General features: G+C 58.3%; 23 protein-coding genes and 2 pseudogenes. 12 read left to right on the top strand and 13 right to left on the bottom strand.

Features of this window, described 5'->3' with window-relative positions; translation table 11 throughout:
* The 5 genes and pseudogenes from ACIOYV_RS23340 to sdhC form a co-directional block, all read right to left on the bottom strand.
* A pseudogene (locus ACIOYV_RS23340) lies at nt 1–375 on the bottom strand (2-oxoglutarate dehydrogenase E1 component); the annotation flags it as partial.
* 260 nt (nt 376–635) lie between these two features.
* Nucleotides 636–1,340, bottom strand: a pseudogene (locus ACIOYV_RS23335) (succinate dehydrogenase iron-sulfur subunit).
* Nucleotides 1,341–1,351: 11 nt separating this feature from the next.
* Nucleotides 1,352–3,127, bottom strand: a complete 1,776-nt coding sequence (gene sdhA / locus ACIOYV_RS23330) for a succinate dehydrogenase flavoprotein subunit (protein ID WP_054049455.1) — start codon at nt 3,125–3,127, stop codon at nt 1,352–1,354.
* A 3-nt stretch (nt 3,128–3,130) separates the two neighbouring features.
* Entirely contained in the window at nt 3,131–3,499 is a 369-nt protein-coding gene (sdhD, locus tag ACIOYV_RS23325) for a succinate dehydrogenase, hydrophobic membrane anchor protein (RefSeq protein WP_027922414.1), read from the bottom strand.
* Nucleotides 3,493–3,867, bottom strand: coding sequence for a succinate dehydrogenase, cytochrome b556 subunit (gene sdhC, locus ACIOYV_RS23320; protein WP_054615726.1), 375 nt, complete (start codon nt 3,865–3,867; stop codon nt 3,493–3,495). Before sdhC ends, sdhD begins: the two co-directional genes overlap by 7 nt.
* A gap of 363 nt (nt 3,868–4,230) precedes the next feature.
* Here sdhC and gltA point away from each other — a divergent pair, with 363 nt between their 5' ends.
* A complete protein-coding gene (gene gltA / locus ACIOYV_RS23315; protein ID WP_003222994.1) occupies nt 4,231–5,520 on the top strand; it encodes a citrate synthase in 1,290 nt (429 codons plus the stop codon).
* Between the two features lie 1,024 nt (nt 5,521–6,544).
* Nucleotides 6,545–6,751: a hypothetical protein gene (locus ACIOYV_RS23310; protein WP_401327377.1), complete on the top strand. Its 207-nt coding sequence runs from the start codon at nt 6,545–6,547 to the stop codon at nt 6,749–6,751.
* Here ACIOYV_RS23310 and ACIOYV_RS23305 read toward each other — a convergent pair.
* The 3 genes from ACIOYV_RS23305 to ACIOYV_RS23295 form a co-directional block, all read right to left on the bottom strand.
* Complete coding sequence (locus tag ACIOYV_RS23305) at nt 6,748–8,406, bottom strand: cation acetate symporter (protein ID WP_290027520.1); 1,659 nt, start codon at nt 8,404–8,406, stop codon at nt 6,748–6,750. The genes ACIOYV_RS23310 and ACIOYV_RS23305 overlap by 4 nt on opposite strands.
* Nucleotides 8,403–8,714: a DUF485 domain-containing protein gene (locus tag ACIOYV_RS23300; RefSeq protein WP_401327375.1), complete on the bottom strand. Its 312-nt coding sequence runs from the start codon at nt 8,712–8,714 to the stop codon at nt 8,403–8,405. The genes ACIOYV_RS23305 and ACIOYV_RS23300 overlap by 4 nt, the downstream gene beginning before the upstream one ends.
* Nucleotides 8,715–8,997: 283 nt before the next feature.
* On the bottom strand, nt 8,998–9,849 hold the full coding sequence (locus ACIOYV_RS23295) for a glycine betaine ABC transporter substrate-binding protein (protein WP_054049444.1): 852 nt from the start codon (nt 9,847–9,849) through the stop codon (nt 8,998–9,000).
* Between the two features lie 300 nt (nt 9,850–10,149).
* Here ACIOYV_RS23295 and ACIOYV_RS23290 point away from each other — a divergent pair, with 300 nt between their 5' ends.
* Nucleotides 10,150–11,745 carry a beta (1-6) glucans synthase gene (locus ACIOYV_RS23290; RefSeq protein WP_401327373.1) on the top strand — a complete coding sequence of 532 codons (1,596 nt, stop codon included), beginning with the start codon at nt 10,150–10,152 and terminating at the stop codon, nt 11,743–11,745.
* 121 nt (nt 11,746–11,866) lie between these two features.
* On the opposite strand, the gene ACIOYV_RS23285 is transcribed toward ACIOYV_RS23290, so the two are convergent.
* Nucleotides 11,867–12,235 (bottom strand): hypothetical protein, encoded by a 369-nt coding sequence (locus ACIOYV_RS23285; protein WP_163909101.1) that lies wholly within the window; start codon nt 12,233–12,235, stop codon nt 11,867–11,869.
* Between the two features lie 224 nt (nt 12,236–12,459).
* Between ACIOYV_RS23285 and ACIOYV_RS23280 the strand changes: the two genes are divergently transcribed.
* Nucleotides 12,460–13,758, top strand: a complete 1,299-nt coding sequence (locus tag ACIOYV_RS23280; protein WP_054049439.1) for a serine/threonine protein kinase — start codon at nt 12,460–12,462, stop codon at nt 13,756–13,758.
* Nucleotides 13,751–14,539: a VacJ family lipoprotein gene (locus tag ACIOYV_RS23275; RefSeq protein ID WP_163909100.1), complete on the top strand. Its 789-nt coding sequence runs from the start codon at nt 13,751–13,753 to the stop codon at nt 14,537–14,539. Before ACIOYV_RS23280 ends, ACIOYV_RS23275 begins: the two co-directional genes overlap by 8 nt.
* Before the next feature lie 49 nt (nt 14,540–14,588).
* On the opposite strand, the gene ACIOYV_RS23270 is transcribed toward ACIOYV_RS23275, so the two are convergent.
* Nucleotides 14,589–15,197, bottom strand: coding sequence for a short chain dehydrogenase (locus ACIOYV_RS23270; RefSeq protein ID WP_401327369.1), 609 nt, complete (start codon nt 15,195–15,197; stop codon nt 14,589–14,591).
* A 105-nt stretch (nt 15,198–15,302) separates the two neighbouring features.
* Here ACIOYV_RS23270 and ACIOYV_RS23265 point away from each other — a divergent pair, with 105 nt between their 5' ends.
* Nucleotides 15,303–16,211 (top strand): LysR family transcriptional regulator, encoded by a 909-nt coding sequence (locus ACIOYV_RS23265; RefSeq protein WP_401327366.1) that lies wholly within the window; start codon nt 15,303–15,305, stop codon nt 16,209–16,211.
* A 129-nt stretch (nt 16,212–16,340) separates the two neighbouring features.
* On the opposite strand, the gene ACIOYV_RS23260 is transcribed toward ACIOYV_RS23265, so the two are convergent.
* Nucleotides 16,341–17,255: a DUF808 domain-containing protein gene (locus ACIOYV_RS23260; RefSeq protein ID WP_401327364.1), complete on the bottom strand. Its 915-nt coding sequence runs from the start codon at nt 17,253–17,255 to the stop codon at nt 16,341–16,343.
* A 135-nt stretch (nt 17,256–17,390) separates the two neighbouring features.
* Between ACIOYV_RS23260 and ACIOYV_RS23255 the strand changes: the two genes are divergently transcribed.
* Nucleotides 17,391–17,996: a TetR/AcrR family transcriptional regulator gene (locus ACIOYV_RS23255; RefSeq protein WP_046046335.1), complete on the top strand. Its 606-nt coding sequence runs from the start codon at nt 17,391–17,393 to the stop codon at nt 17,994–17,996.
* Between the two features lie 113 nt (nt 17,997–18,109).
* Here ACIOYV_RS23255 and ACIOYV_RS23250 read toward each other — a convergent pair whose 3' ends face one another.
* Both ACIOYV_RS23250 and ACIOYV_RS23245 read right to left on the bottom strand, forming a co-directional pair.
* Nucleotides 18,110–18,568, bottom strand: a complete 459-nt coding sequence (locus tag ACIOYV_RS23250; protein ID WP_401327361.1) for an REP-associated tyrosine transposase — start codon at nt 18,566–18,568, stop codon at nt 18,110–18,112.
* 195 nt (nt 18,569–18,763) lie between these two features.
* Nucleotides 18,764–19,204 carry a heme-binding protein gene (locus ACIOYV_RS23245; protein ID WP_401327358.1) on the bottom strand — a complete coding sequence of 147 codons (441 nt, stop codon included), beginning with the start codon at nt 19,202–19,204 and terminating at the stop codon, nt 18,764–18,766.
* A 267-nt stretch (nt 19,205–19,471) separates the two neighbouring features.
* Between ACIOYV_RS23245 and gcl the strand changes: the two genes are divergently transcribed.
* From gcl to pyk, 5 genes are all read left to right on the top strand, one after another.
* Nucleotides 19,472–21,247, top strand: coding sequence for a glyoxylate carboligase (gene gcl, locus ACIOYV_RS23240; RefSeq protein WP_054615735.1), 1,776 nt, complete (start codon nt 19,472–19,474; stop codon nt 21,245–21,247).
* A gap of 141 nt (nt 21,248–21,388) precedes the next feature.
* The gene (gene hyi / locus ACIOYV_RS23235; protein ID WP_123510513.1) at nt 21,389–22,171 is read left to right on the top strand and encodes a hydroxypyruvate isomerase; all 783 of its coding nucleotides are present in this window, start codon (nt 21,389–21,391) and stop codon (nt 22,169–22,171) included.
* Nucleotides 22,172–22,320: 149 nt separating this feature from the next.
* On the top strand, nt 22,321–23,214 hold the full coding sequence (locus ACIOYV_RS23230) for a 2-hydroxy-3-oxopropionate reductase (protein WP_054049420.1): 894 nt from the start codon (nt 22,321–22,323) through the stop codon (nt 23,212–23,214).
* 203 nt (nt 23,215–23,417) lie between these two features.
* The gene (locus ACIOYV_RS23225) at nt 23,418–24,698 is read left to right on the top strand and encodes a glycerate kinase (protein WP_401327354.1); all 1,281 of its coding nucleotides are present in this window, start codon (nt 23,418–23,420) and stop codon (nt 24,696–24,698) included.
* Nucleotides 24,688–26,103 carry a pyruvate kinase gene (pyk, locus tag ACIOYV_RS23220; RefSeq protein ID WP_401327351.1) on the top strand — a complete coding sequence of 472 codons (1,416 nt, stop codon included), beginning with the start codon at nt 24,688–24,690 and terminating at the stop codon, nt 26,101–26,103. Before ACIOYV_RS23225 ends, pyk begins: the two co-directional genes overlap by 11 nt.
* The last annotated feature ends 24 nt before the right edge of the window (nt 26,104–26,127 follow it).

Here is a 26,127-nt window from a genome sequence, read left to right as displayed (position 1 = left end):
AGCAGGTGCAGGACGCTGCCACAGCCCCAGCGGGTCAAGCTGGGCTGCCTGGTGGCCACGCATACGGTAGGCCTGGATCAATCGCAGCACTTCAACTTGCTTCTTCTCGTGCTCACTGCTCACGCTGCCGGCGGAAACCGGTTGTGCGCGGCGCTGGTTCTTTGCCAGCAAGACGAAATGATCGCGAATTGTGGAGTGCGAAACATCGGTGGCAGTGTTGCCGTCAGCAGGCAACTTCTGAAAGTAGGTGCGCCACTCTTCTGGCACAGCGTTAGGGTCGTGCAGGTAGAGCTCATAGAGCTCTTCCACATAGGCAGCGTTACTACCGGATAGGTAGGCGCTGTTCCACATGCGCTGCATCACGCTTTCTTGCATGCTTGGTCACCCTCGGTTAGGGGAACACCACCGGCGTCGACACCGAGCAAACTTGCAGAAGTCCGAATGCAGCGACTAAAACAAGCCACTTAGGATCACGCTGATAGTCCGGGTACCAGCCCGGATGCCCCTGCTTGTCTCATTTCTTCAAAATACGAGCGGCAGCTTTATGGGCTACTGCTCAGGTTAAAACTACGGCGCCGGTTGAAGCCTGCGCCGTAGCATCTACGGGTACAGCGGTCCTGCAATTACAGCCTGAATCACACGCCGCTTTGCAGCAGCATGTTACGTACGTGTCCGATGGCCTTAGTCGGGTTCAGGCCTTTCGGGCAGACGTTGACGCAGTTCATGATCCCGCGGCAGCGGAATACGCTGAACGGGTCATCCAGCGAAGACAGACGCTCGGCAGTCTTGGTGTCACGGCTGTCTGCCAGGAAGCGGTACGCTTGCATCATCGCAGCAGGACCCAGTAACTAGTCCGCGTTCCACCAGAAGGACGGGCAAGAGGTCGAGCAGCAAGCGCACAGGATGCACTCGTACAGACCGTCGAGCTTTTCACGCTCTTCAGGGGACTGCAGACGCTCGATGGCCGGAGCCGGCGTGTCGTTCTGCAGGAATGGCTTCACCTTCTCGTATTGCTTGTAGAAGATGCTCATATCGACGACCAGGTCACGGATAACCGGCAAACCTGGCAGAGGACGAACGATCAGCTTGTTACCTTTTACGACAGCGGACAGCGGCGTGACGCATGCCAGGCCGTTTTTGCCGTTGATGTTCATGCCGTCGGAACCGCAAACGCCTTCACGGCAAGAGCGGCGATAGGAGAAACCTTCGTCCTGCTCTTTGATCAGGGCCAGCACGTCCAGCACCATCAGGTCTTTACCACCGGTATCGACCTGGAATTCCTGCATGAACGGCGCGGCGTCCTGTTCAGGGTTGTTGCGATTATCACTGACTTTCAACATGGCAGCCACCCTTAATAAGTCCGAATCTTAGGTTCAAAAGTCGGAACAGTCTTCGGCGAGAAGTTCACGGCACGCTTGGTTACGCGCTTGTCACCCGGGAAGTACAGGGTGTGGCACAGCCAGTTTTCGTCGTCGCGGTCTTCGTAGTCTTCACGGGCGTGAGCGCCGCGGGACTCTTTGCGGATTTCTGCAGCGATGGCAGTGGCTTCGGCCACTTCCAGCAGGTTTTGCAGTTCCAGCGCTTCGATACGAGCGGTGTTGAACGCCTGGCTCTTGTCGTTGATCTTGACGTTGGCGATACGGCCACGCAGGTCAGCGAGCTGGGCAATGCCTTTCTGCATGTATTCGCCGGTACGGAACACACCGAAGTAGTTCTGCATGCAGCTTTGCAGTTCTTTACGCAGGGTAGCGACGTCTTCGCCTTCGGTCCGCGCGTTCAGGCCGTCGAGGCGTGCCAGGGCAGCGTCGATGTCGGACTGACGTGGGCGAGCGTAGTCGACGCCTTCTTTCAGGGTCTGCTCCAGGAACAGGCCGGCGGCACGACCGAATACCACCAGGTCGAGCAGCGAGTTGCCGCCCAGACGGTTGGCACCGTGAACCGATACGCAAGCCACTTCGCCTACGGCGAACAGGCCAGGAATGATCTGGTCAACGCCTTCAGCGTCCTGGGTGATTGCCTGACCATGAATGTTGGTCGGCACGCCGCCCATCATATAGTGGCAGGTTGGAACGACCGGAATCGGCGACACGGCTGGATCGACGTGGGCGAAGGTTTTGGACAGTTCCATGATGCCTGGCAGACGGCTGTGCAGAACTTCTTCACCGAGGTGATCGAGTTTCAGCATTACGTGGTCGCCATCCGGACCGCAACCGTTGCCGGCGATGATTTCTTTAACCATCGAGCGAGCAACTACGTCACGACCAGCCAGGTCTTTCGCGTTCGGAGCATAACGCTCCATGAAACGCTCGCCGTGCTTGTTGATCAGGTAACCGCCTTCACCGCGGCAACCTTCTGTAACCAGTACACCGGCGCCGGCGATGCCGGTCGGGTGGAACTGCCACATTTCAATGTCTTGTACCGGCACGCCAGCACGCAGAGCCATGCCGACGCCGTCACCGGTGTTGATCAGGGCATTGGTGGTGGACGAGTAGATACGGCCTGCACCGCCGGTCGCCAACACAGTAGCGTTCGCACGGACGTAGGAGGTTTCGCCGGTTTCGATGCAGATGACGATCATGCCGACAAAGGCGCCGTCTTCGTTCTTAACCAGGTCGACGCCATAGTATTCGTTGAGGAATACGGTGCCGGCCTTCAGGTTGGCCTGGTACAGGGTGTGCAGCAGTGCGTGACCGGTACGGTCGGCAGCGGCGCAAGTACGGGCAGCCTGGCCACCTTTACCGAAGTCTTTCGACTGACCGCCGAACGGACGCTGATAAATGCGGCCCTGTTCGGTACGGGAGAACGGCAAGCCCATGTGCTCGAGCTCGAAAACCGCTTCCGGGCCTACGGAACACATGTATTCGATAGCGTCCTGGTCACCGATATAGTCGGAACCCTTGACGGTATCGTACATGTGCCAGCGCCAGTCATCGTTCGGATCAGCGGACGCGATGGCACAGGTGATGCCACCCTGTGCGGATACGGTGTGCGAGCGAGTCGGGAAAACCTTGGTTACCACGGCAGTCTTGTGACCACCTTGTGCCAGCTGCAGGGCAGCGCGCATGCCGGCACCGCCGCCGCCAACGATGATGGCGTCGAACGAAAGCGTATTAACTGTAGTAGACATGAATCAGATACCCCAAAGAATCTGCACACCCCAGACGAAGTAGGCGAACATCGCAACGCCGCATACTGCCTGGAAGAGGAAACGTATCGCAGTGGCGGACTTGCCGAACGCCATTGGCGTCAGGTAGTCGGTCGCGATGGTCCACATGCCGACCCAGGCGTGAGCGCCGAGGGCAACGAGGGCCAGGAGACTGAAGATACGCATCCAGTTGCTTGCGAACAGTTCATGCCATTGGGCGTAGCCGATGCCTGGGTGGGCAACGACGTATCCGATCAGGAAAATGAAATAAGCCGCGAGAACGACCGCAGACACACGTTGTGCCATCCAGTCATAGAGGCCCGAACGGGACAGGTTCGTGACGTTAGTTACCATATCCAAACTCCTGCCAGAACGATTACCACCACGGAAACGGCGATAACGATTTTCGAGCCCAGTTTGCCGCCTTCAAGCGTCTCACCGATGCCCATGTCCATGATCAAGTGGCGCACACCGGCAACCAAGTGATACAGCAAGGCGGACAGGATGCCCCAAATCACTAGCTTGGCTAGCGGACTGGTCAGACACGCTTTCACCTGACCGAAGCCTTCTTCTGAGCTCAGCGATTTGTCCAATGCATAAAGCATGATGGCCAGGCTGACAAAGAGAATGACACCGGAGATTCGGTGAAGAATGGACGTGTAAGCAGTGACTGGGAGTTTGATGGTCCTTAGGTCTAGGTTTACAGGTCGTTGGCTATTCACGGCTTTTTTTCACACTGAAGAGCCCCTAACAATCAGGGCAAAGTTGTTGGGGAGTGCACTGGTCAGGTACCCACCACCCAGGGAGTGCGACCCCCAGCAAAGCAGGCCCAAAAGCCCCTGGCGGTCGGAGGCCGAGTATAGACAGTTAGGCTACTAATGACAACGCAATCACCTTCCCCTAATAGCTCATTGCACAAGTCGGATAAAAGGCGTAAATGGCAGGTAATTTCGAGGAAAAAGTCCGGTTAAAGCCTTCTGGAGCAAGACTTTAGGCAAATTGACATTCGAATTTATCTCACTATAGTGGTGCGGGCCCTGCGTGGGGGGTCTGTCTGATGATTTCAAGCATAAATAGGATGCAACATGGCTGACAAAAAAGCGCAGTTGATCATCGAGGGCGCAGCCCCCGTCGAGCTGCCCATTTTAACCGGCACCGTTGGTCCCGATGTAATTGATGTTCGGGGCCTGACGGCCACGGGCCGTTTCACCTTTGACCCTGGCTTCATGTCGACCGCCTCTTGCGAGTCGAAGATCACCTATATCGACGGCGACAACGGCATCCTGCTGCACCGCGGCTACCCGATTGAACAGCTGGCTGAAAAGTCGGACTACCTGGAAACCTGCTATCTGCTGCTCAACGGCGAATTGCCGACCGCAGAACAGAAGGCCCAGTTCGTCAGCACCGTGAAGAACCACACGATGGTCCACGAGCAGTTGAAGACCTTCTTCAACGGCTTCCGTCGCGACGCCCACCCAATGGCCGTCATGTGCGGTGTAGTCGGCGCCCTCTCGGCCTTCTACCACGACTCCCTCGACATCAATAACCCGCAGCATCGCGAAATCTCCGCGATCCGCCTGGTTGCCAAGATGCCGACTCTGGCAGCGATGGTTTACAAGTACTCCATGGGTCAACCCATGATGTACCCGCGCAACGACCTGACGTACGCGGAAAACTTCCTGCACATGATGTTCAACACCCCGTGCGAGATCAAACCGATCAGCCCGGTACTCGCCAAGGCAATGGACCGGATCTTCATCCTCCATGCCGACCACGAGCAAAACGCTTCGACTTCGACCGTACGCCTGGCAGGTTCTTCGGGTGCCAACCCGTTCGCCTGTATCGCCGCCGGTATCGCTGCACTGTGGGGCCCTGCCCACGGCGGCGCGAACGAAGCTGTCCTGACCATGCTGGACGAGATTGGCGATGTGTCGAACATCGACAAGTTTATCGCCAAGGCCAAGGACAAGAACGATCCGTTCAAACTGATGGGCTTCGGTCACCGGGTTTACAAAAACCGCGACCCACGCGCTACCGTCATGAAGCAGACCTGTGACGAAGTACTGAAGGAACTGGGGATCAACAACGATCCGCAACTTGAACTGGCCATGCGCCTGGAAGAGATCGCCCTGACCGATCCTTACTTCATCGAGCGTTCGCTGTATCCGAACGTCGACTTCTACTCGGGGATTATCCTCAAGGCGATCGGCATTCCGACCAGCATGTTCACCGTGATCTTCGCTTTGGCGCGGACTGTCGGCTGGATCTCCCACTGGAAAGAGATGCTCTCCAGCCCGTACAAGATTGGCCGTCCGCGCCAGTTGTACACTGGCTATGAGTCGCGTGACATTACCAAGCTGGAAGACCGCAAATAAGACCTGTCTTGCGATAACGTCTTAAAGTTGTACCGGGAACGGCCTCTATTTATATAGGGGCCGTTTTTGTTTGTGCGGTCTTTGTGGTCTCAGCGGCCTGTGGGCCGACTGGTTTTTTGGTTGGGTGTATATCCGTTGCTGCGGTGATGGCGGCTGGCGGTTTCGCTCTTACAGCGAGTCCCTTTTTCAAACGCCAAAAAGGAACCAAAAGGCTTCGCCCCGGCGTACGGCACCTCGCTTCGCTCGATGTACCCTCGCTACGGTGCCCATCAGGGGGCATCGCCTACGGTCTGCTTCGCGACGACCTCCTCTCGATGTGTGCGGCTTCGCCGCACGGCGCTACGCGCCTACCCCCCTGATGAACACCTACGCTCGGCCTGCCGAAGGGGCGAGAGATCAAGGTCAAGGTCAAGGTCAAGGTCAAGGTCAAGGTCAAGGTCAAGGTCAAGGTCAAGGTCAAGGTCAACATCAAAATCAACGTCAAAAGCCACAGCCACAGCCACAGCCACAGCCTCAGCCACAGCCACAGCCACAGCCACAGCCACAGCCACAGTAATATCCGGGGTTGGGCCCGAATCAAAAGATCGTAGCCTTCGGCAACTCAGGTATCAGTACCTCAGAAAGAAATGAGTCGACCACCAGGCCCTCTTCGCGGGCAAGCCTCGCTCCTACAGGGAGCGGCTCACACCACCCGCTTCTCACCACTCAACAGGCCGAGCGTTAGCTCGCCTGCAGCTTTTGATCTTGCTGTGCCCGCCCCTTCGGGAGGCTGAGTGGAGGTGTTCATCTGGGGGTGGGCGCGTAGCGCCGTGCGGCGAAGCCGCACACATCGAGAGGAGGTCGAAGCGAAGCCGACCGTAGGCGATGCCCCCAGATGAATACCGGAACGAAGGAACGCCGAGCCTAAGCGAGGGGCCGGACGCTCGGGGCGAGCCTTTTTTTGCTTACTTTTTTTTGGCGTTTGAAAAAAAAGTGAGTCGCCGTAAGGGCGAAACCCTAAGCCGCCGTTACCGCAGAAACGGATATGTACACCATCAAAAAATACGATCAACCCGAAGGACGCCTTCGCGGGCAAGCCTCGCTCCTACAAAAGCAAAGTCCAAAAGCCGAAGCCAAAGCCAAAGCCAAAGCCAAAGCCAAAGCCAAAGCCAAAGCCAAAAAAAATACCCCGATCTCTCGACCGGGGCATTTCCATTCAACGCAGCTTATATATAAAAGCCAGAAGCCTTAGTGCGAAACCGCCCCACTCGCCCCCAACCCCGTCTGCGAACGCACAAATTGAGGGAAAAACAACGCCCGCTCATTGTCAGCCGCAGCAGACTTATCAGTAATCGAGAAAAACCAAATCCCGATGAACGCAATCGCCATCGAAAACAGCGCCGGATACTCATACGGGAAGATCGCCTTCTCGTGATGCAGAATCTGCACCCAAATGGTCGGCCCAAGCACCATCAAGCCCACGGCACTGATCAACCCCAACCAGCCACCGATCATCGCCCCACGAGTAGTCAGCTTCTTCCAATACATCGAAAGCAACAGCACCGGGAAGTTACAGCTCGCCGCGATGGAGAACGCCAAACCAACCATGAACGCAATGTTCTGGCTTTCGAACAAAATACCCAAGCCAATCGCCAACACACCCAATGCGATGGTGGTGATTTTCGAAACGCGGATCTCATCCTTGTCGTTGGCCTTGCCCTTCTTGATCACACTGGCATACAGGTCGTGAGACACCGCCGTAGCACCCGCCAGGGTCAAACCCGCCACAACCGCCAGAATGGTCGCGAACGCTACCGCCGAGATGAAGCCCAGGAAAATACTGCCACCCACCGCGTTGGCCAGGTGCACCGCCGCCATGTTGTTACCGCCCAACAGCGCGCCAGCAGCATCTTTGAAGGCAGGATTAGTGCTGACCAACAGGATCGCGCCGAAGCCGATGATGAAAGTCAGGATATAGAAGTAGCCGATGAAGCCAGTGGCATACAGCACGCTCTTACGTGCTTCTTTCGCGTCACTCACGGTGAAGAAGCGCATCAGGATGTGCGGCAGGCCAGCGGTACCGAACATCAGTGCCAGGCCCAGCGAGAACGCCGAAACCGGATCTTTCACCAGCCCGCCCGGGCTCATGATCGCCTCACCTTTAGGGTGAACCTTGATCGCCTCGGAGAACAGCAGGCTGAAGTCGAAGTTGACGTGCTTCATCACCATCAGCGCCATGAACGAGGCACCGGACAGCAGCAACACGGCCTTGATGATCTGCACCCAAGTGGTCGCCAGCATGCCGCCGAACAACACGTACATGCACATCAGGATACCGACCAGGATCACTGCAACGTAGTAGTCGAGGCCGAACAGCAGCTGGATCAGCTTGCCGGCACCGACCATTTGCGCGATCAGGTAGAAAGCCACGACCACCAGCGAACCGCAAGCGGACAGCGTGCGGATCTGAGTTTGCCCGAGGCGGTAGGACGCCACGTCGGCAAAGGTGTATTTACCCAGGTTACGCAGGCGCTCGGCGATCAGGAACAGGATGATCGGCCAGCCCACCAGGAAGCCGATCGAGTAGATCAGGCCGTCATAGCCGGAGGTGAACACCAGGGCGGAAATACCCAGGAAGGACGCCGCAGACATGTAGTCGCCAGCAATCGCCAGACCGTTCTGGAAACCGGTGATCTTGCCGCCAGCTGCGTAATAGTCAGCCGCCGAGTTATTGCGCTTGGAGGCCCAGTAGGTGATGCACAGGGTCAGGCCAACGAACGCGACGAACATAAGGATCGCGGAAACATTGAGAGGTTGTTTGTGCACTTCGCCGGTCAGGGCTTCAGCCGCCCAGGCGCCAGGTGCAAAGGCTGCGATGCTCAATAGAGCCATTAGACGCCGGATCATTGCTGAGCCTCCTTGAGAATCGCATTGTTCAGGTCGTCGAATTCGCCATTGGCGCGTCGTACATAGATTGCAGTCAGGACAAAGGCCGAAATAATCAGCCCGACACCAATCGGTATCCCCCAGGTAATCGAAGACTCAGGACTGATTTTCGCCCCGAGAATATGCGGCCCGTAAGCAATCAAAAGGATGAATCCGGAATAGAGCCCAAGCATGATCGCCGAAAGAATCCAGGCGAACTTTTCTCGCTTTCTGACCAGCTCCTTGAAGCGCGGGCTGTTTTGAATCGAGAGGTAAATGCTGTCGTTCATTGTTTTTATCCTCGCAGCACAGATTATTGTTAGAACGTAGCCACTTTATGCGGCTGCGGGATGGGTTCCAGACGACCTTAGTATTAGAACGACATGACAGAATCGCCAATTTCTGGAACAAAATAATTAGCTAGCTTTGTACCTGTAGGAGCAAGGCTTGCCCGCGATGGCGATCGCCAGGATGCCATCGCGGGCAAGCCTTGCTCCTACAGGAATGCAAAAGGCCCCTTGGCAGTTGTGCCAAGGGGCCTTTAGAGGTACTGACTAGACGCTTGCGATCAAATCACTTGGTCCATTCGGCAACGCGGTCCGGGTGTTTAGCCACCCAATCCTTTGCAGCGGCTTCAGGTTTGGCACCATCCTGGATGGCCAGCATGACTTCGCCGATTTCGTCTTTCGACGCCCACTGGAAGTTTTTCAGGAACTTGGCCACTTCCGGTGCTTTGGTCGCCAGTTCTTTGCTGCCGATGCTGTTTACGGTTTCAGCAGCGCCATATACGCCTTTCGGGTCGTCGAGGAAGCGCAGCTTCCACTTCGCGAACATCCAGTGCGGCACCCAACCGGTGACGGCGATGGATTCGTTTTTCTTCTCGGCGCGGGTCAGCTCGGCAATCATGCCGGCGCCAGAACTGGCCTTGAGGGTGTAGTTGCTCAGGCCGTAATCCTTGATCGCCTGATCAGTCTTGAGCATCACGCCCGAACCGGCGTCGATGCCCACGATGCGGCCCTTGAAGCTGTCATCGGTTTTCAGATCGTCGATGGTCTTGGCTTTCACGTATTCCGGCACGATCAGGCCGATTTTTGCGTCCTTGAAGTTCGGGCCGTAATCGACGACCTGATCCTTGTTCTTGGTCCAGTATTCGCCGTGGGTCACGGGCAGCCACGCGGAGAGCATGGCGTCGAGTTTGCCGGTGGCCACGCCCTGCCACATGATCCCGGTGGCGACGGCTTGCAGCTTCACGTCATAACCGAGTTTCTGCTTGATCACTTCGGCGGCCACGTGAGTGGTCGCAACGCTGTCGGACCAACCGTCAACGTAACCGATGCTCAGGGTTTTGCTCTCGGCATTGGCGAATGTGGAGCCAATCGCAAGTACCAGAGCGGCACTCGCGCCTAAAAGTCGTCGCATCTTCATCGTTACTTCCCCGAAAGTGCTGCGCCCGACGGATGCCGAGCGGCGTCAACGTATTGTTATGGTGCGAAGCGCCCCATCACGCCTCACCGCAAACTCGTTCGATCGTCAGCGTGATTTAGCAATGAGAACACTGACGCCTCGATAATCAACCTCACGACATCAGCGACCTGTGCTGCCAGCGACCTCAAGGCATCGAGAAACGACATCAGAACGCCATTAATCGTGAGCGCCCTAAACAACCCGTCCGATCCGCCCGAACTTTGCATGTCAAAATCATGCAGGCCACCAAGCCCGGGGCAAATGCAGGTAACATGCGCGCCTTTGCTCCCAGACGGCCTGACCATGCCCGCGACATCACGCTTTCCTTTTTTGGCTTATCTTTTCGCCTGCCTGCTCGGGCTGTTTGCCCTTGGTGGTTTCTGGTACGGCCTCGGTAAACCGGTGATCCTGCCGGACGTCGCCAGCGCCACGCACAAGTTGCAATGCGCCTCCTACACCCCGTTCGACAAGGACCAATCGCCGTTCGACCAGCCGTTCAAGTTGCGCCCGGAGCGCATGGACGCCGACCTCGCGCTGCTGTCCAAAAGCTTCGAATGCATCCGCACCTACTCCATGACCGGCCTCGAGGCCCTGCCCGACCTGGCGCGCAAGCACGGTTTGAAGTTGATGATCGGCGCCTGGGTCAACAGCAATCCGGTGGACACCGCCAAGGAAGTCGACCTGCTGATTGCCTCCGCCAACGCCAACCCGGACGTAGTGACCTCGGTGATCGTCGGCAACGAAGCCTTGCTGCGCAAGGAAGTCACTGGCGCACAGCTGGCGAAGCTGATTAATCAGGTCAAAGGCCAGATCAAACAGCCTGTCACCTATGCCGACGTGTGGGAGTTTTGGCTCAAACACCCGGAAGTCGCCCCGGCGGTGGATTTCCTGACCATTCATTTGCTGCCGTACTGGGAAGATGATCCGTCGAACATCGACGCCGCCCTGCAACACGTGGCCGAAGTGCGCCAGGTGTTCGGCAACAAATTTGCGCCCAAGGATGTGTTGATCGGCGAAACCGGCTGGCCGAGCGAAGGCCGCCAGCGTGAAACCGCGCTGCCGAGCCGGGTCAACGAGGCCAAGTTCATCCGTGGTTTTGTCGCCATGGCCGAGCAGCAAGGCTGGCATTACAACCTGATCGAAGCTTTTGACCAGCCGTGGAAACGTGCCAGTGAGGGTGCGGTCGGTGGGTATTGGGGGCTGTTCGATGCCGATCGCCAGGACAAAGGCGTGTTGGCCGGTCCGGTATCGAACGTTCCTTATTGGTCGCAATGGCTGGCGGTGGGTGGCTTGATCTTCCTCGGCACGTTGCTTCTGGGCGGTCGGGTTCGCAGCACCCGCGCCGCGTTGGTGCTGCCGCTGCTGGGCGCACTGGCGGCCTGCTCGATCGGGGCGTGGGGCGATCTGGCGCGGGTGACCACCCGATTTGCCAGTGAATGGTTGTGGGTCGGTTTGCTGACGGCGTTGAATCTGCTGGTGCTGGCGCATGCCGCGCTGACGTTGAGCGCTCGCACCGGCTGGCGTGAACGCGCCTTTAACGTGCTGGAACGTCGGGCGGGTTGGCTGGTGGCAGCCGCAGGCTTTGCGGCGGCGGTGATGATGCTGGAACTGGTGTTCGACCCGCGTTATCGCAGTTTCCCGAGCGTCGCGTTTATCCTGCCGGCGCTGGTGTACCTGTGCCGTCCGGTGAATGTGCCGCGTCGGGAGATTGCCTTGCTGACCTTCATCATCGGTGCCGGCATTGCGCCGCAGCTGTTCCGTGAAGGGTTGCAGAACCAGCAGGCCTGGGGTTGGGCGCTGGTGAGTGTGTTGATGGTGGCTGCGTTGTGGCGTTGCTTGCGGGTTCGTAAAGGCTGATCTTTAGCGCTGCTGCCGGCCTCTTCGCGGGCAAGCCTCGCTCCTACAGTGTTACGCCGTTCACAAATGATGTGTACGACAAAAATCTGTAGGAGCGAGGCTTGCCCGCGAAGACTGTCTGTCAGGCGCTACGCGACGCCCGGACCAACCGCAATGCCGCAATCACCACCGCAAACACTGCCAACGTCGTGTTGTACAACGCCAACGCCGGGAACCCCAGCACCAACGCCAACACCGCCAGCCACCACCCTGCCCGGCCCGGTACGACAAAACCGATCACTGCTGCGGCCAATGCGCCCCAACCCAACACCTTGAAGTGAATCATCAGCCCGAGGTTCGACCGAACCTGGCATTCCCAGCGGCTCGCCTCGTCCACGCAGAGGCCGACCCATTGCGCATCCTCCATGAAGCCATAACGCGCGCCATAACTGGCGGCCAGCCATAAAGGCAGCAAAACAAGCAGCAGAATCACGGGCAGACGGCGGGACATGAAGCACTCCAATAGACGAAAACGGCCGCCAGCTTAATCGCCCGGCGGCCTTATACAAGCGTTAACAACAGTTAACTGGGCAACGAATCGCTGCAAAGTGTATCGTCCAGCTACTATTACTCCGAATTTAGCCCTGATTGGTGCCGACCCATGGCACTTTGGCGCAAACCCCGTGGTCATAGCCTGCGAACTTCATTCGGCACCTTTCTCTAAGGGATCTAGTCATGCTCCGTTCCTTGCGCTTCGCCGCCCTGTTTGGCGGCCTTATTTTGAGTGCGTCCGCACTGGCGGTCGATATCGACGCCGCCAGCTATGGCTACCCCTTGACCAACCCGTTCGAGGCAACGATTGCCACGACTCCACCGGAGTTGCGCCCGGAGTTGCCGGCCAACGAAGACATCAATCAGCAAGACCGCAGCGTGCGGTTGCGCCCGGAGCGTGAATTCAGCCTGCCAGACAACTTCTGGCCGGTGAAGAAACTCACCTACCGCATTGCGACCCAGGATCACGCCGCCCCGCTGATTTTCCTGATCGCCGGCACCGGCGCGCGCTATGACAGCAGCCTCAACGAATACCTGAAAAAGCTCTACTACAAGGCTGGCTACCACGTCGTGCAGTTGTCATCGCCGACCAGCTTTGACTTCATGAGCGCCGCTTCACGTTTCGCCACGCCCGGTATTACCAAGGAAGACGCCGAAGACATGTACCGGGTGATGCAGGCCGTACGGGCGCAAAACCCGAAAACGCCAGTCACCGAGTACTACCTGACCGGCTACAGCCTGGGTGCCCTGGATGCCGCGTTCGTCGCGCACCTGGACGAAACCCGTCGCAGCTTCAACTTCAAGAAAGTCTTGCTGCTAAACCCGCCGGTCAACCTCTACACGTCGATCACTAACCTCGACAAGCTGGTACAAACCGAGGTCAAGGGCATCAACAACAGCACCACTTTCTATGAATTGGTGCTGAACAAACTGACCCGTTACTTCCAGCAAAAAGGCTACATCGACCTCAACGATGCCCTGCTCTATGACTTCCAGCAGTCCAAGCAGCACCTGACCAACGAACAGATGGCCATGCTGATCGGCACCTCGTTCCGTTTCTCGGCCGCCGACATTGCCTTTACCTCCGACCTGATCAACCGTCGCGGCCTGATCACGCCGCCGAAGTACCCGATTACCGAAGGCACTAGCCTCACGCCGTTCCTCAAGCGTGCGCTGCAATGCGACTTCGACTGCTACATCACTGAACAAGTCATCCCAATGTGGCGCGCCCGCACCGACGGCGGCAGCCTGCTGCAACTGATCGACCAGGTGAGTTTGTATGCGCTGAAGGATTACCTGCACGACAGCCCGAAAATCTCGGTCATGCACAACGCCGATGACGTGATCCTCGGCCCTGGCGACCTGGGCTTTCTGCGCCGGACCTTCGGCGATCGCTTGACCGTTTACCCATTGGGCGGCCATTGCGGCAACCTTAACTATCGCGTCAACAGCGACGCCATGCTGGAGTTCTTCCGTGGCTAAATATCTCCTGCTTATCGCAGCGTTACTCTGTGCAGGCGTCGCCAATGCCGACAACAGCAAAGCCAACGCGCCGGTCGTGATCGGCAACGACGGCTTCAAGGAACCGCTGACCAAACTCAAATTCAACCCGGGCCTGGACCAGCGCGAGTTCGAGCGCTCGACGCTCAATGCGTTGAACGTTTACGATCCGCTGGAAGAGTGGAACCGCCGGGTCTACCACTTCAACTACCGCTTCGACCAATGGGTGTTCCTGCCCGTGGTCGACGGTTATCGCTACATCACCCCAAGCTTCCTGCGCACCGGTGTGAGCAACTTCTTCAATAACCTGGGTGACGTGCCGAACCTGCTCAACAGCATGTTGCAGCTCAAGGGCCATCGCTCGCTGGAAACCACCGCGCGCCTGCTGCTCAACACCACCATCGGCGTCGCCGGCCTGTGGGACCCGGCCACCGCCATGGGCCTGCCGCGCCAGAGCGAAGACTTCGGTCAGACCCTGGGTTTCTACGGCGTACCGAGCGGTGCCTACTTCGTGCTGCCAATCCTCGGCCCTTCCAACCTGCGTGATACCGCGGGCCTGGTGGTCGATTACACCGGCGAGGCGGCAGTCAACTTCCTGAACGTCTCCGAAGTCAGCTCCAACCACCCGGAAATCTGGGTCCTGCGCGGCGTCGACAAACGCTACCAGACCAGCTTCCGCTACGGTCAGCTGAACTCGCCGTTCGAGTATGAAAAAGTGCGTTACGTGTACACCGAGTCGCGCAAGTTGCAGATCGCCGAGTGACAACCCGTGCCGCCGCCGAGTGCATTTGATGCCTCGACGGCGGCAACTTTCAGGCATCGACCACCAGCACCTGACCGGTGATGAAACCGTCTACTGATCGCTCGAACGCCTTGCCCACCAGACTGCCCGGTACTGGCTGGAAACCAGGCATCATCTCGCCATAAACGTCCCACGCCTCGGTCAGCACGGTTGGATTAACCACGTTGATGCGGATGCCTCTTGGCAGTTCATTGGCAACGCATTTGACGAAGGTATCAATGGCACCGCTGGTGGTGGCGTCTGCGATGGCCCAAGGGATAGGTTTCAAGTTCAGGATCCCGGAGATCAAGGTGAATGATCCGCCGTCGGCAATGTACTCAGCGCCTATTTTGACCAGATTGATCTGACCTATCAGTTTGCTGCCAATGGTGGTGTTCCATTGCTCTGAGGTCATCTCCATAAACGGCGCGTACTCGCAAACACCGACTGTATTAACGACGGCATCAAACTTGCCAACCGTTTTGAATAGCTGAACGATGGACGCCGGATCAGTGATATCGACTTTATAGTCACACCCTTCCCCAGAGCGACTTGCGGTAATTATCCGATGTTTGCTCATACCCGACATTGCCGCCCGGCCCATTTTCCCCTGTGCACCCATTACAATTACAGTCTTCATAAATCACTCATCATTAGAAAAAGTATTTTGTTGAAACCGCTGGCAGTCTAAAAAACCGGCGATACAATAAAAAACAATCTTTCCTTGTAAGTGATACAAGCAATCATGGTAGACCGCATCGAAATCAAGCATATGCGCGTGTTTATGCACTTGATGAAAGAAAAAAACGCGTCGCGGGTGGGCCTGCAAATCGGCCTGTCTCAGCAGGCCATCAGTGAATACCTGAAAAAACTCCGTGAAGAATTCAACGACGTCCTGTTCGTCAGAAACAGTAATGGCCTCACGCCAACTGACTTTGCGTTCGAACTGGCGATCAAGTTTGAGCGAGTATTGGCCGAAGTCGACAAGCTGAACGACGATACGCCTTATGACCTCAAGAGTTTGAAACGCGAATACACGATCATCGCCAATGAACATGCGCAACAAGCGCTCATTCCGATATTGGTGTCGAAAGTACTAGCCAGTGCACCCAACATAAGTTTCAAGATTCTTGATTTTTACCCAGAACAATACCAAGACATGTTGTTGTCGGGGGAAGCGGATCTTTTAATTGGGTTCAAGGCCTTTATTGATCAAGGGCTTAATCAGATCGAGTTGAAAAAAGATCACTACGCCTGCGCGGTGGGCAATCGTTCAGACTTGATCAACCAGATTCACAGCCTGAAAGACCTGGAAAAATTCCCGCATGTCTCGGTCAGCAACCGGAAGGACCAGCTCAACGACACGGTGGACAGCTTTCTCAAAAAGCACGACATCTCAAGAAAGGTCATCGCGGTATTGCCTTGCTACACCTCTTTGCAACGGTTCCTGGACGCCAACGACGTCATTACGTTCCTGCCCTCGGCGCTGGCCCCGGGGGCCAATCTCAAGCTACTCGATCTTGACGACCAACCCGAGAGCTTCGACATTGTCGCCGCGTGGCATGGCAGGTCGTCACACAATCAGTTTCACAAGTGGATGATTGAAACGCTGTTGGGTTTGAATAGAGAGAACCAGTTTTCAGGACACCTCTAATCCAATGTGGGAGCGGGCTTGCTCGCGAAAGCGTTGTTTCAGTCAACATTTCTGTTGAATGTGACACCGCTTTCGCGAGCAAGCCCGCTCCCACATTGGGTTGTGGTTATCTCTGGAGATAACCAGCTTTCAGCCTTTCACCGATTTCCAGATTTTGCTCACCAGCATGACACCGGCCAACACAATGGCACCCGCCACAATCCCCGCCACGGCATTCAACAACGTCGGCACGATGAACCCGGCCCCGCCGGCACTCGCGCTAACGCCTTCAATCCAGTGATGCACCACCGGCACGCCATGGGTCAGGATTCCGCCACCGACCAGGAACATCGCCGCTGTACCAATCACCGACAGACTTTTCATCATGTACGGTGCCGCACGCAGGATCGCGCCGCCGATGCTTTTGGCCATCTGCCCTGGCTTCTGAGTCAGCCACAGACCGAGGTCGTCGAGTTTGACAATGCCCGCCACCAGGCCATAGACGCCGATGGTCATGACGATGGCGATGCCCGACAGCACGATCACTTGCTGGGTCAGCGAGGCGTCGGCCACGGTGCCGAGGGTGATGGCGATGATTTCCGCCGAAAGAATGAAGTCAGTGCGAATTGCGCCTTTGATCTTGTCCTGTTCGAAGGCCACCAGATCGGTAGCAGGGTCAGCCACGGCCTCGACCAGTTGCGCATGCTCGGCGTCGTCTTCAGCCTTGCTGTGCAGGAATTTGTGCGCCAGTTTCTCGAAACCTTCGAAACACAGGTAGGCACCACCGACCATCAACAACGGCGTGACCAGCCACGGAATGAACGCACTGATGGCCAATGCCGACGGCACCAGGATCAGTTTGTTGCGAAACGAGCCCTTGGCCACGGCCCAGACCACCGGGATTTCCCGTTCGGCGCGTACACCACTGACTTGCTGGGCGTTGAGCGCCAGGTCGTCACCGAGCACGCCGGCGGTTTTCTTGGCGGCCATTTTGGTCATCAACGCCACGTCGTCGAGGACGGCGGCAATGTCGTCGATCAGCACCAGCAAACTGCTTCCTGCCATGAATCAGGTTTCCTTCGAATAGTGAATGCCGCGCAGCATAGCGCGAGCCGATGCGCTGCGGGGCATTCTTGAGCGCCGCGCGAGGCCGGTGCTACCATGCGCAACCGCCAGAACAGGCAAGGAACCACCTGGTTTATGAGCACTATCCGCGAGCGCAACAAAGAACTGATCCTGCGTGCCGCCAGTGAAGAATTTGCCGACAAGGGCTTCGCTGCGACCAAAACCAGTGATATCGCGGCCAAGGCGGGATTGCCCAAGCCCAACGTCTACTACTATTTCAAATCCAAGGAAAACCTCTACCGCGAGGTCCTGGAAAGCATCATCGAGCCGATCCTGCAGGCCTCGACACCGTTCAACGCCGACGGCGTGCCCAGCGAAGTGCTGAGCGGCTACATCCGCTCCAAGATCCGCATCTCTCGCGACCTGCCCTTCGCCTCCAAGGTGTTCGCCAGCGAAATCATGCACGGCGCCCCGCACCTGAGCGCCGACCTGGTGGAGCGCCTCAACGGCCAGGCCAAACACAACATCGACTGCATCCAGACCTGGATCGACCGCGGCCAAATCGCCCCCATCGACCCCAACCACCTGATGTTCAGCATCTGGGCCGCGACCCAGACCTACGCCGACTTCGACTGGCAGATCTCGGCGGTGACGGGGAAGGCGAAGCTGGATGAGGCGGATTATGAGGCGGCGGCGCAGACGATAATTCGGTTGGTGTTGAAGGGATGTGAGCCGGATTGATACACCGCAGCGTGGCCTTCGCGAGCAGGCTCGCTCCCACATGAGATTTGTGAACACTGGAGATCCAATGTGGGAGCGAGCCTGCTCGCGAATGAAGGCAACCCGGTTTCAGTTCAAACCCAAATCGCATCCCACAGCGGATAGTCACCATACTTGGCAACCAGCCCTGCCCTCACTGGGTTGGTGACAACATATCGAGCAATATTCACCAAATTTTCCTCACGGCGCAGTGCTCGATCATGAAAGCCTCTCTGCCATAGACCAGTCTTGCGACCGGTGGCCAGTTTCACCGCTTTGGTACTCAGAGATTTGGTCCTTTGCATCAGCCCGCTCAGTGAGCCCCGCTGCAACTCAATCAGCCAATGAATGTGATCTGGCATAACAACCCAGGCCAGTGAGTTGGCACAGCCCTGATTCTGAGCAGCTCGGAATTGTTCGACGACTAATCGGCCCAAGAATAAGTCTTTGAAGACTGGCTCTCTGCCAAAAGTGTTGGTGGTTAAAAGATAAATTCGGTTCTGTTCGGCATAGCGCCCAATGCGCAGGCGATGTGAAGCAGCTAGATCCGGCATTCCTTTGCCCTTTCATGATTAAGTCATGAAGAAGGCTAGACCTGTAAATGCCAAAGGGTGGGGCAGACTTTTAGCAGGATGTGTCTGGGAAATTGCCTTCGCGAGCAGGCTCGCTCCCACAGGGGATTTTTGAATACTGAAGATCCAATGTGGGAGCGAGCCTGCTCGCGAAGGCGGTCAATCAATCACCACAAATCAAGCAGTAACCCCCGCATCCGCCCGCAACCCCTGCGCTTCAATCGCGCTGATCGCACATTGCTCATCCACATCCGACAGATCCCCGCTAATACCCACCGCTCCCAGCACGTTCCCTTCCTGATCCCGGATCAACACACCACCCGGTGCCGGCACCACGCTGCCCTGCCCCAGGCTATTGAGTGCAGCAATAAACGCCGGCCGCTGTTGTGCATCCAGCGCCAGCAAACGGGAGCCTTTGCCTAGCGCGATGGCGCCCCAGGCTTTGCCGATGGCGATTTGTGGGCGTAGCAGGCTGGCGCCGTCTTCGCGTTGCAGCGAGATCAGGTGACCGCCGGCATCGAGTACCGCGATGGTCAGTGGTGCTGCGGATATTGCACGCCCTGCGGCGATGGCCTGGTTGGTCAGGCTGACTGCGTCTTTCAAGGTTAAAGCGCTCATGGTGCCGTCCTCATTTTGTTATTGGAAAACGGTGGGGCTGCGGTTTTGTGCCGCAGTCCGATGCAACAAATAGAACACAATAGATTATTTATTTGTATACAATAATTCTCGAAAAGCGCGACATGCGACGAAAAGCCACAGCAGAACGGGCTTCCGACGAATGAAACAGTCGCTTGAGAAAATGGATTGACCTGCGCCGTCCGCCGTGAATACACTCTGCGCAAAGCCACTTGTATACAATTACAAAACGTAAGAGGCACCAAAACCATGAGCAAAATGAGAGCAATCGAAGCCGCCGTTCTGGTGATGCGCCGTGAAGGGGTTGATACCGCTTTTGGCATCCCGGGCGCCGCGATCAACCCGCTGTACTCCGCCCTGCAGAAGGTCGGTGGCATCGATCACGTGCTCGCTCGCCACGTTGAAGGCGCTTCGCACATGGCCGAGGGCTACACCCGCACCAAGGCCGGCAACATCGGCGTGTGCATCGGTACTTCCGGCCCGGCCGGCACCGACATGGTCACCGGCCTGTACAGCGCTTCGGCCGACTCCATCCCGATCTTGTGCATCACCGGCCAGGCACCCCGGGCGCGCATGCATAAAGAAGACTTCCAGGCTGTCGACATCACCGCCATCGTCAAGCCAGTGACCAAGTGGTCCACCACGGTCATGGAACCGGGCCAAGTGCCGTACGCGTTCCAGAAAGCTTTCTACGAAATGCGCTCCGGCCGTCCAGGTCCAGTGTTGATCGACCTGCCGTTCGACGTGCAGATGGCCGAAATCGAATTCGACATCGACGCCTACGAACCACTGCCGCTGGCCAAGCCCACCGCTAACCGCGTGCAAATCGAGAAGGCCCTGGCCATGCTCGACCAGGCTGAGCGTCCATTGCTGGTAGCCGGTGGCGGCATCATCAACGCCGACGCCAGCGAATTGTTGGTGGAGTTCGCCGAGCTGACCGGCATCCCGGTCGTCCCGACCCTGATGGGCTGGGGCACGATTCCGGACGATCACCCGTTGATGGTCGGCATGGTTGGCCTGCAAACCTCGCACCGCTACGGCAACGCGACCATGCTGAAATCGGACATGGTGCTGGGCGTCGGTAACCGTTGGGCCAACCGTCACACCGGCTCTATCGACGTCTACACCGAAGGCCGCAAGTTCATCCACGTTGACATCGAACCGACCCAGATCGGCCGCGTGTTCACCCCGGACCTGGGCATTGTGTCCGACGCCGCTGCTGCGCTGACCGTGTTCATCGAAGTCGCTCGCGAATGGCAAGCCGCCGGCAAGCTGAAGAACCGCAGCGCCTGGCTGCAAGACTGCCAGCAGCGCAAGGCCAGCCTGCACCGCAAGACCCACTTCGACAACGTGCCGGTCAAGCCGCAGCGTGTGTACGAAGAGATGAACCAAGTGTTCGGCAAAGACACGTGCTACGTCAGCACCATCGGTCTGTCGCAGATTGCCGGCGCGCAGTTCCTGCACGTCTACAAGCCGCGTCACTGGATCAACTGCGGCCAGGCCGGCCCGTTGGGCTGGACCATTCCGGCGGCGCTGGGCGTGGTCAAGGCTGATCCGACCCGCAAGGTCGTGGCACTCTCGGGCGACTATGACTTCCAGTTCATGATCGAAGAATTGGCGGTGGGCGCGCAGTTCAAGCTGCCGTACATCCACGTTGTGGTAAACAATTCGTACCTGGGGCTGATCCGTCAGGCCCAGCGCGGTTTCGACATGGACTACTGCGTGCAGCTGTCCTTCGATAACCTGAACGCTCCGGAACTCAACGGTTACGGTGTCGATCACGTCGCAGTCGCCGAAGGCCTCGGTTGCAAGGCGCTGCGTGTGTTCGAACCAGGTCAGATCCAGCCTGCCCTGCGCAAGGCCCAGGAACTGATCGAAGAGTTCAAGGTGCCGGTGATCGTCGAGATTATCCTGGAGCGCGTGACCAACATTTCCATGGGCACCGAGATCAACGCCGTCAACGAATTCGAAGACCTGGCGCTGGTCGGCAACGATGCGCCAACCGCGATTTCGTTGCTCGATTAACAGCTTAACGCTTCCCCTGTAGGAGCGAGGCTTGCCCTCGAAGGCGTCGTACCATTCAACATTGATGTCGACTGACACGACGCCTTCGCGGGCAAGCCTCGCTCCTACAGGGGGGAGCCCAAACATACACGGGAGACCACCATGCCGCGTTTCGCAGCCAACCTGTCCATGCTGTTCACCGAACAGGATTTTCTTGCCCGTTTTGAAGCGGCCGCCAAGGCCGGTTTCAGTGGTGTCGAATACCTGTTCCCTTACGACTTCAGCTCCGCCGAGATCAAGGCCAAGCTCGACGCCAACGGTCTGACCCAAGTGCTGTTCAACCTGCCGGCCGGTGACTGGGCCAAGGGCGAACGCGGTATCGCGTGCCTGCCGGATCGGGTCGAAGAGTTCCGCGCCGGGGTCGATCTGGCCATCGCTTACGCCAAGGTGCTGGGCAATACCCAAGTCAACTGCCTGGCGGGTATCCGTCCACAAAACGTCGATGACGCCACCGTGGAAAAAACCTTCGTCAGCAACCTCAAGTACGCCGCCGACAAGCTGCAAGCGGCGGGCATCAAACTGGTGATGGAAGCTATCAACACCCGCGACATTCCCGGTTTCTACCTGAACAACACGGCGCAAGCCCTGTCGATTCGCGAACAGGTCGGCAGCGCCAACCTGTTCCTGCAATACGACATCTATCACATGCAAATCATGGAAGGCGACCTGGCCCGCACCCTGCAATCGCACCTGGGCGAGATCAACCATGTGCAGTTGGCGGACAACCCTGGCCGCAACGAACCGGGCACCGGTGAAATCAACTACCGCTTCCTGTTCGAACACCTCGATCGCATTGGTTATCAGGGTTGGGTGGGTTGCGAATACAAGCCGCTGACCACCACAGAAGCAGGCCTCGGCTGGCTGAAAACCCATAACGCGATCTGATCTGACACCGCGTCATCGTTCTTCGCGGGCAAGCCTCGCTCCTACAGGGGGCCAGGCTGTCTGTAGGAGCGAGGCTTGCCCGCGAAGGCGCCCTCGCTGACACCCCACGAATTTTGCGAACAGAGCAATAAAAACAAGAGGATTTTCTCATGGCTAAAATCGGATTTATCGGCACCGGCATCATGGGCCACCCAATGGCGTTGAACCTGCAGAAAGCCGGTCACAGCCTGTTCCTGTCGGCGCACCACGACGCTGCCCCGGCTGATCTGATTGCCGGTGGCGCTATCGCCCTGGCCAACCCGAAAGAAGTCGCGCAAGAAGCCGAATTCATCATCATCATGGTGCCGGATACCCCGCAGGTCGAAGACGTGCTGTTCCGCGCCGACGGCATCGCTGCCGGTGTTGGTAAAGGCAAAGTCGTGATCGACATGAGCTCGATCTCGCCGACCGCCACCAAAGCGTTCGCCGCCAAGGTCAACGAAAAAGGCGCCCAGTACCTCGACGCGCCAGTGTCCGGCGGCGAAGTCGGCGCCAAGGCTGCGAGCCTGAGCATCATGATCGGCGGCGATGCTGATGCCTTCGAACGCGCCCTGCCGCTGTTCCAGGCCATGGGCAAGAACATCACTCTGGTCGGCGGTAACGGCGACGGTCAGACCGCGAAAGTGGCGAACCAGATCATCGTTGCGCTGAACATCCAGGCCGTGGCCGAAGCCCTGCTGTTTGCTTCGAAAAACGGTGCCGATCCAGCCAAGGTACGTGAAGCGCTGATGGGCGGTTTCGCTTCGTCGAAGATCCTCGAAGTGCACGGCGAGCGCATGATCAAAGGCACCTTCGACCCGGGCTTCCGCATCAGCCTGCACCAGAAGGACCTGAACCTGGCCCTGCAAGGCGCCAAGGAACTGAACATCAACCTGCCGAACACCGCCAACGCCCAGCAAGTGTTCAGCACCTGCGCGGCCATCGGTGGCAGCAACTGGGACCACTCGGCGCTGATCAAGGGCCTGGAACACATGGCGAATTTCTCGATTCGCGACAAAAAATAAGCCATCCCCCTCTCCCCTGTAGGAGCGAGCTGTGGCGAGGGGGCTTGCCCCCGTTTGAGTGCGTAGCACTCATAAAATCTTTAATACGTCAGAGATTTTGGGGCTGCTTCGCAGCCCAGCGGGGGCAAGCCCCCTCGCCACAGACCTCGCTCCTACAGGGGTTCGAGTCGTCTTCTAATAACAAGAAATTCCGGGAGCCCGCCATGTCGGTCGATCCGCAACACCTGCTGCGCGAACTGTTTGCCACAGCCATCGACGCGGCCCATCCGCAGCAAGTCCTCGAAGCCTATTTGCCCAAAGATCGCAGCGGTCGCGTGATCGTGATCGGCGCCGGCAAAGCCGCAGCCGCCATGGCCCAAGTGGTCGAACGTTGCTGGCAGGGCGAAGTCTCCGGCCTGGTGGTCACCCGCTACGGCCACGGCGCCCCGTGCGAAAAAATCGAAGTAGTCGAAGCCGCGCACCCTGTACCGGACGCCGCTGGATTGGCCGTGGCCAAACGCGTGCTGGAACTGGTCAGCAACCTGAGCGAAGACGACCGGGTGATCTTCCTGCTCTCTGGCGGTGGCTCGGCGCTGCTCGCCCTTCCGGCCGAAGGCATCACCCTTGCCGACAAGCAGTCGATCAACAAAGCCCTGCTCAAATCCGGCGCGACCATCGGCGAGATGAACTGCGTGCGCAAGCACCTCTCGGCGATCAAGGGTGGCCGTCTCGGCAAAGCCTGCTGGCCGGCAACTGTGTATACCTATGCGATTTCCGATGTGCCGGGCGACCTCGCGACGGTCATCGCTTCCGGCCCGACTGTGGCCGATCCGAGCACCTCCGCCGAAGCCCTGGCGATCCTCAAGCGCTACAGCATCGAAGTCCCGGCCTCGGTGCGCACCTGGCTGCAAAGTCCGGAATCGGAAACCGTCAAACCCGGCGATCCGAGCCTAGCCCGCAGTCATTTCCAATTGATCGCCCGCCCACAGCAATCCCTGGAAGCGGCGGCGGTGAAATGCCGTCAGGCCGGTTTCAGTCCGTTGATCCTCGGTGACCTGGAAGGCGAATCCCGGGAAGTGGCGAAAGTCCACGCCGGCATCGCTCGGCAAATCGTGTTGCATGGCCAGCCATTGGCGGCGCCGTGCGTGATTCTGTCTGGCGGCGAAACCACGGTCACCGTGCGCGGCAATGGACGCGGCGGGCGTAACGCCGAGTTCCTGCTGAGCCTGACCGACAGCCTCAAAGGCCTGCCCGGCGTCTACGCCCTGGCCGGCGACACCGATGGCATCGACGGCTCCGAAGATAACGCCGGTGCAATCATGACCCCGGACAGCTACGCCCGCGCCGCCGCCCTCGGTCTGAGCGCCAGCGACGAGTTGGATAACAACAACGGCTACGGCTATTTCGGGGCGCTCGACGCGCTGATCGTCACCGAGCCGACCCGCACCAACGTCAACGACTTCCGCGCCATCCTGATCCTCGAGAGCACAAAAAATGACGCCTGATAAAAAGGTCAAAATCCTCGCCACCCTCGGCCCGGCCACGGACGGGATCGATGACATCCGCGAGTTGGTCGAGGCCGGGGTCAACATCTTCCGCCTGAATTTCAGCCACGGCGATCACGCCGACCATGCCCAGCGTTATCAGTGGATTCGTGAAGTCGAGCGCCAATTGAATTACCCGCTCGGGATTCTGATGGACCTGCAAGGCCCGAAACTGCGGGTCGGCAAGTTCGCCGACGGCAAGGTGCAATTGCATCGCGGCCAGGCTCTGCGCCTGGACCTCGACCCGACGCCGGGGGATGAGCGCCGGGTCAACCTGCCACACCCGGAAATCATCGCCGCCCTCGAGCCGGGCATGGACCTGCTGCTGGACGACGGCAAGTTGCGCCTGCGGGTAATCACCAAATATGCCGACGCAATCGACACCACGGTGTTGAATGGCGGTGAATTGTCGGACCGCAAAGGCGTGAACGTGCCGCAAGCGGTGCTCGACCTGAGCCCGCTGACCGCCAAGGATCGTCGCGATCTGAGCTTCGGTCTGGAGCTGGGTGTGGACTGGGTCGCGCTGTCATTTGTGCAGCGTCCGGAAGACATCCGCGAAGCCCGCGCGCTGATCGGCGACAAGGCGTTTTTGATGGCGAAGATCGAGAAGCCGTCGGCGGTCACGCAGTTACGGGAAATCGCCGAGTTGAGCGACGCGATCATGGTCGCTCGCGGTGATCTGGGCGTGGAAGTACCGGCCGAGAGCGTGCCGCAGATCCAGAAAAACATCATCACCGTTTGCCGCGAACTCGGTAAGCCAGTGGTGGTGGCGACGCAGATGCTCGAGTCAATGCGCTTCTCCCCGGCCCCGACCCGCGCCGAGGTGACTGACGTTGCCAACGCCGTAGCCGAAGGTGCGGACGCCGTGATGCTGTCGGCGGAAACCGCATCCGGCGAATACCCGCTGGAAGCCGTGCAGATGATGAGCAAGATCATTCGTCAGGTGGAGAATGGTCCGGACTATCAGACGCAACTGGACGTGAGCCGGCCGAAGGCTGAAGCGACCGTGTCCGATGCAATCAGCTGTGCGATTCGTCGGATCAGTAATGTGCTGCCAGTGGCGGTGCTGGTGAACTACAGCGAGTCCGGCACCTCGAGTTTGCGTGCCGCGCGGGAGCGGCCAACGGTGCCGATCCTGAACCTGACGCCGAACCTGCAAACCGCTCGCCGCCTGACCGTGGCGTGGGGCGTGCACTCGGTGGTGAATGACCGGCTGCGGCAGGTCGATGAGGTGTGCTCGACGGCGCTGGAGATTGCTCAAGCGCAAGGGATGGCACAGCGCGGCGATACGTTGTTGATTACCGCGGGTGTGCCGTTTGGGCAGCCGGGGTCGACTAACTCGTTGCGTATAGAGACGTTGATTTAGCGCCTGTACCGGCCTCTTCGCGGG

It is taken from the genome of Pseudomonas sp. NPDC087342, assembly GCF_044744265.1.
In the GTDB taxonomy this organism is placed as follows: Bacteria; Pseudomonadota; Gammaproteobacteria; order Pseudomonadales; family Pseudomonadaceae; genus Aquipseudomonas; species Aquipseudomonas nunensis.
The sequence above is the reverse complement of the archived record's forward strand: the minus strand, read 5'-3'. Positions and strand labels throughout refer to the sequence as shown.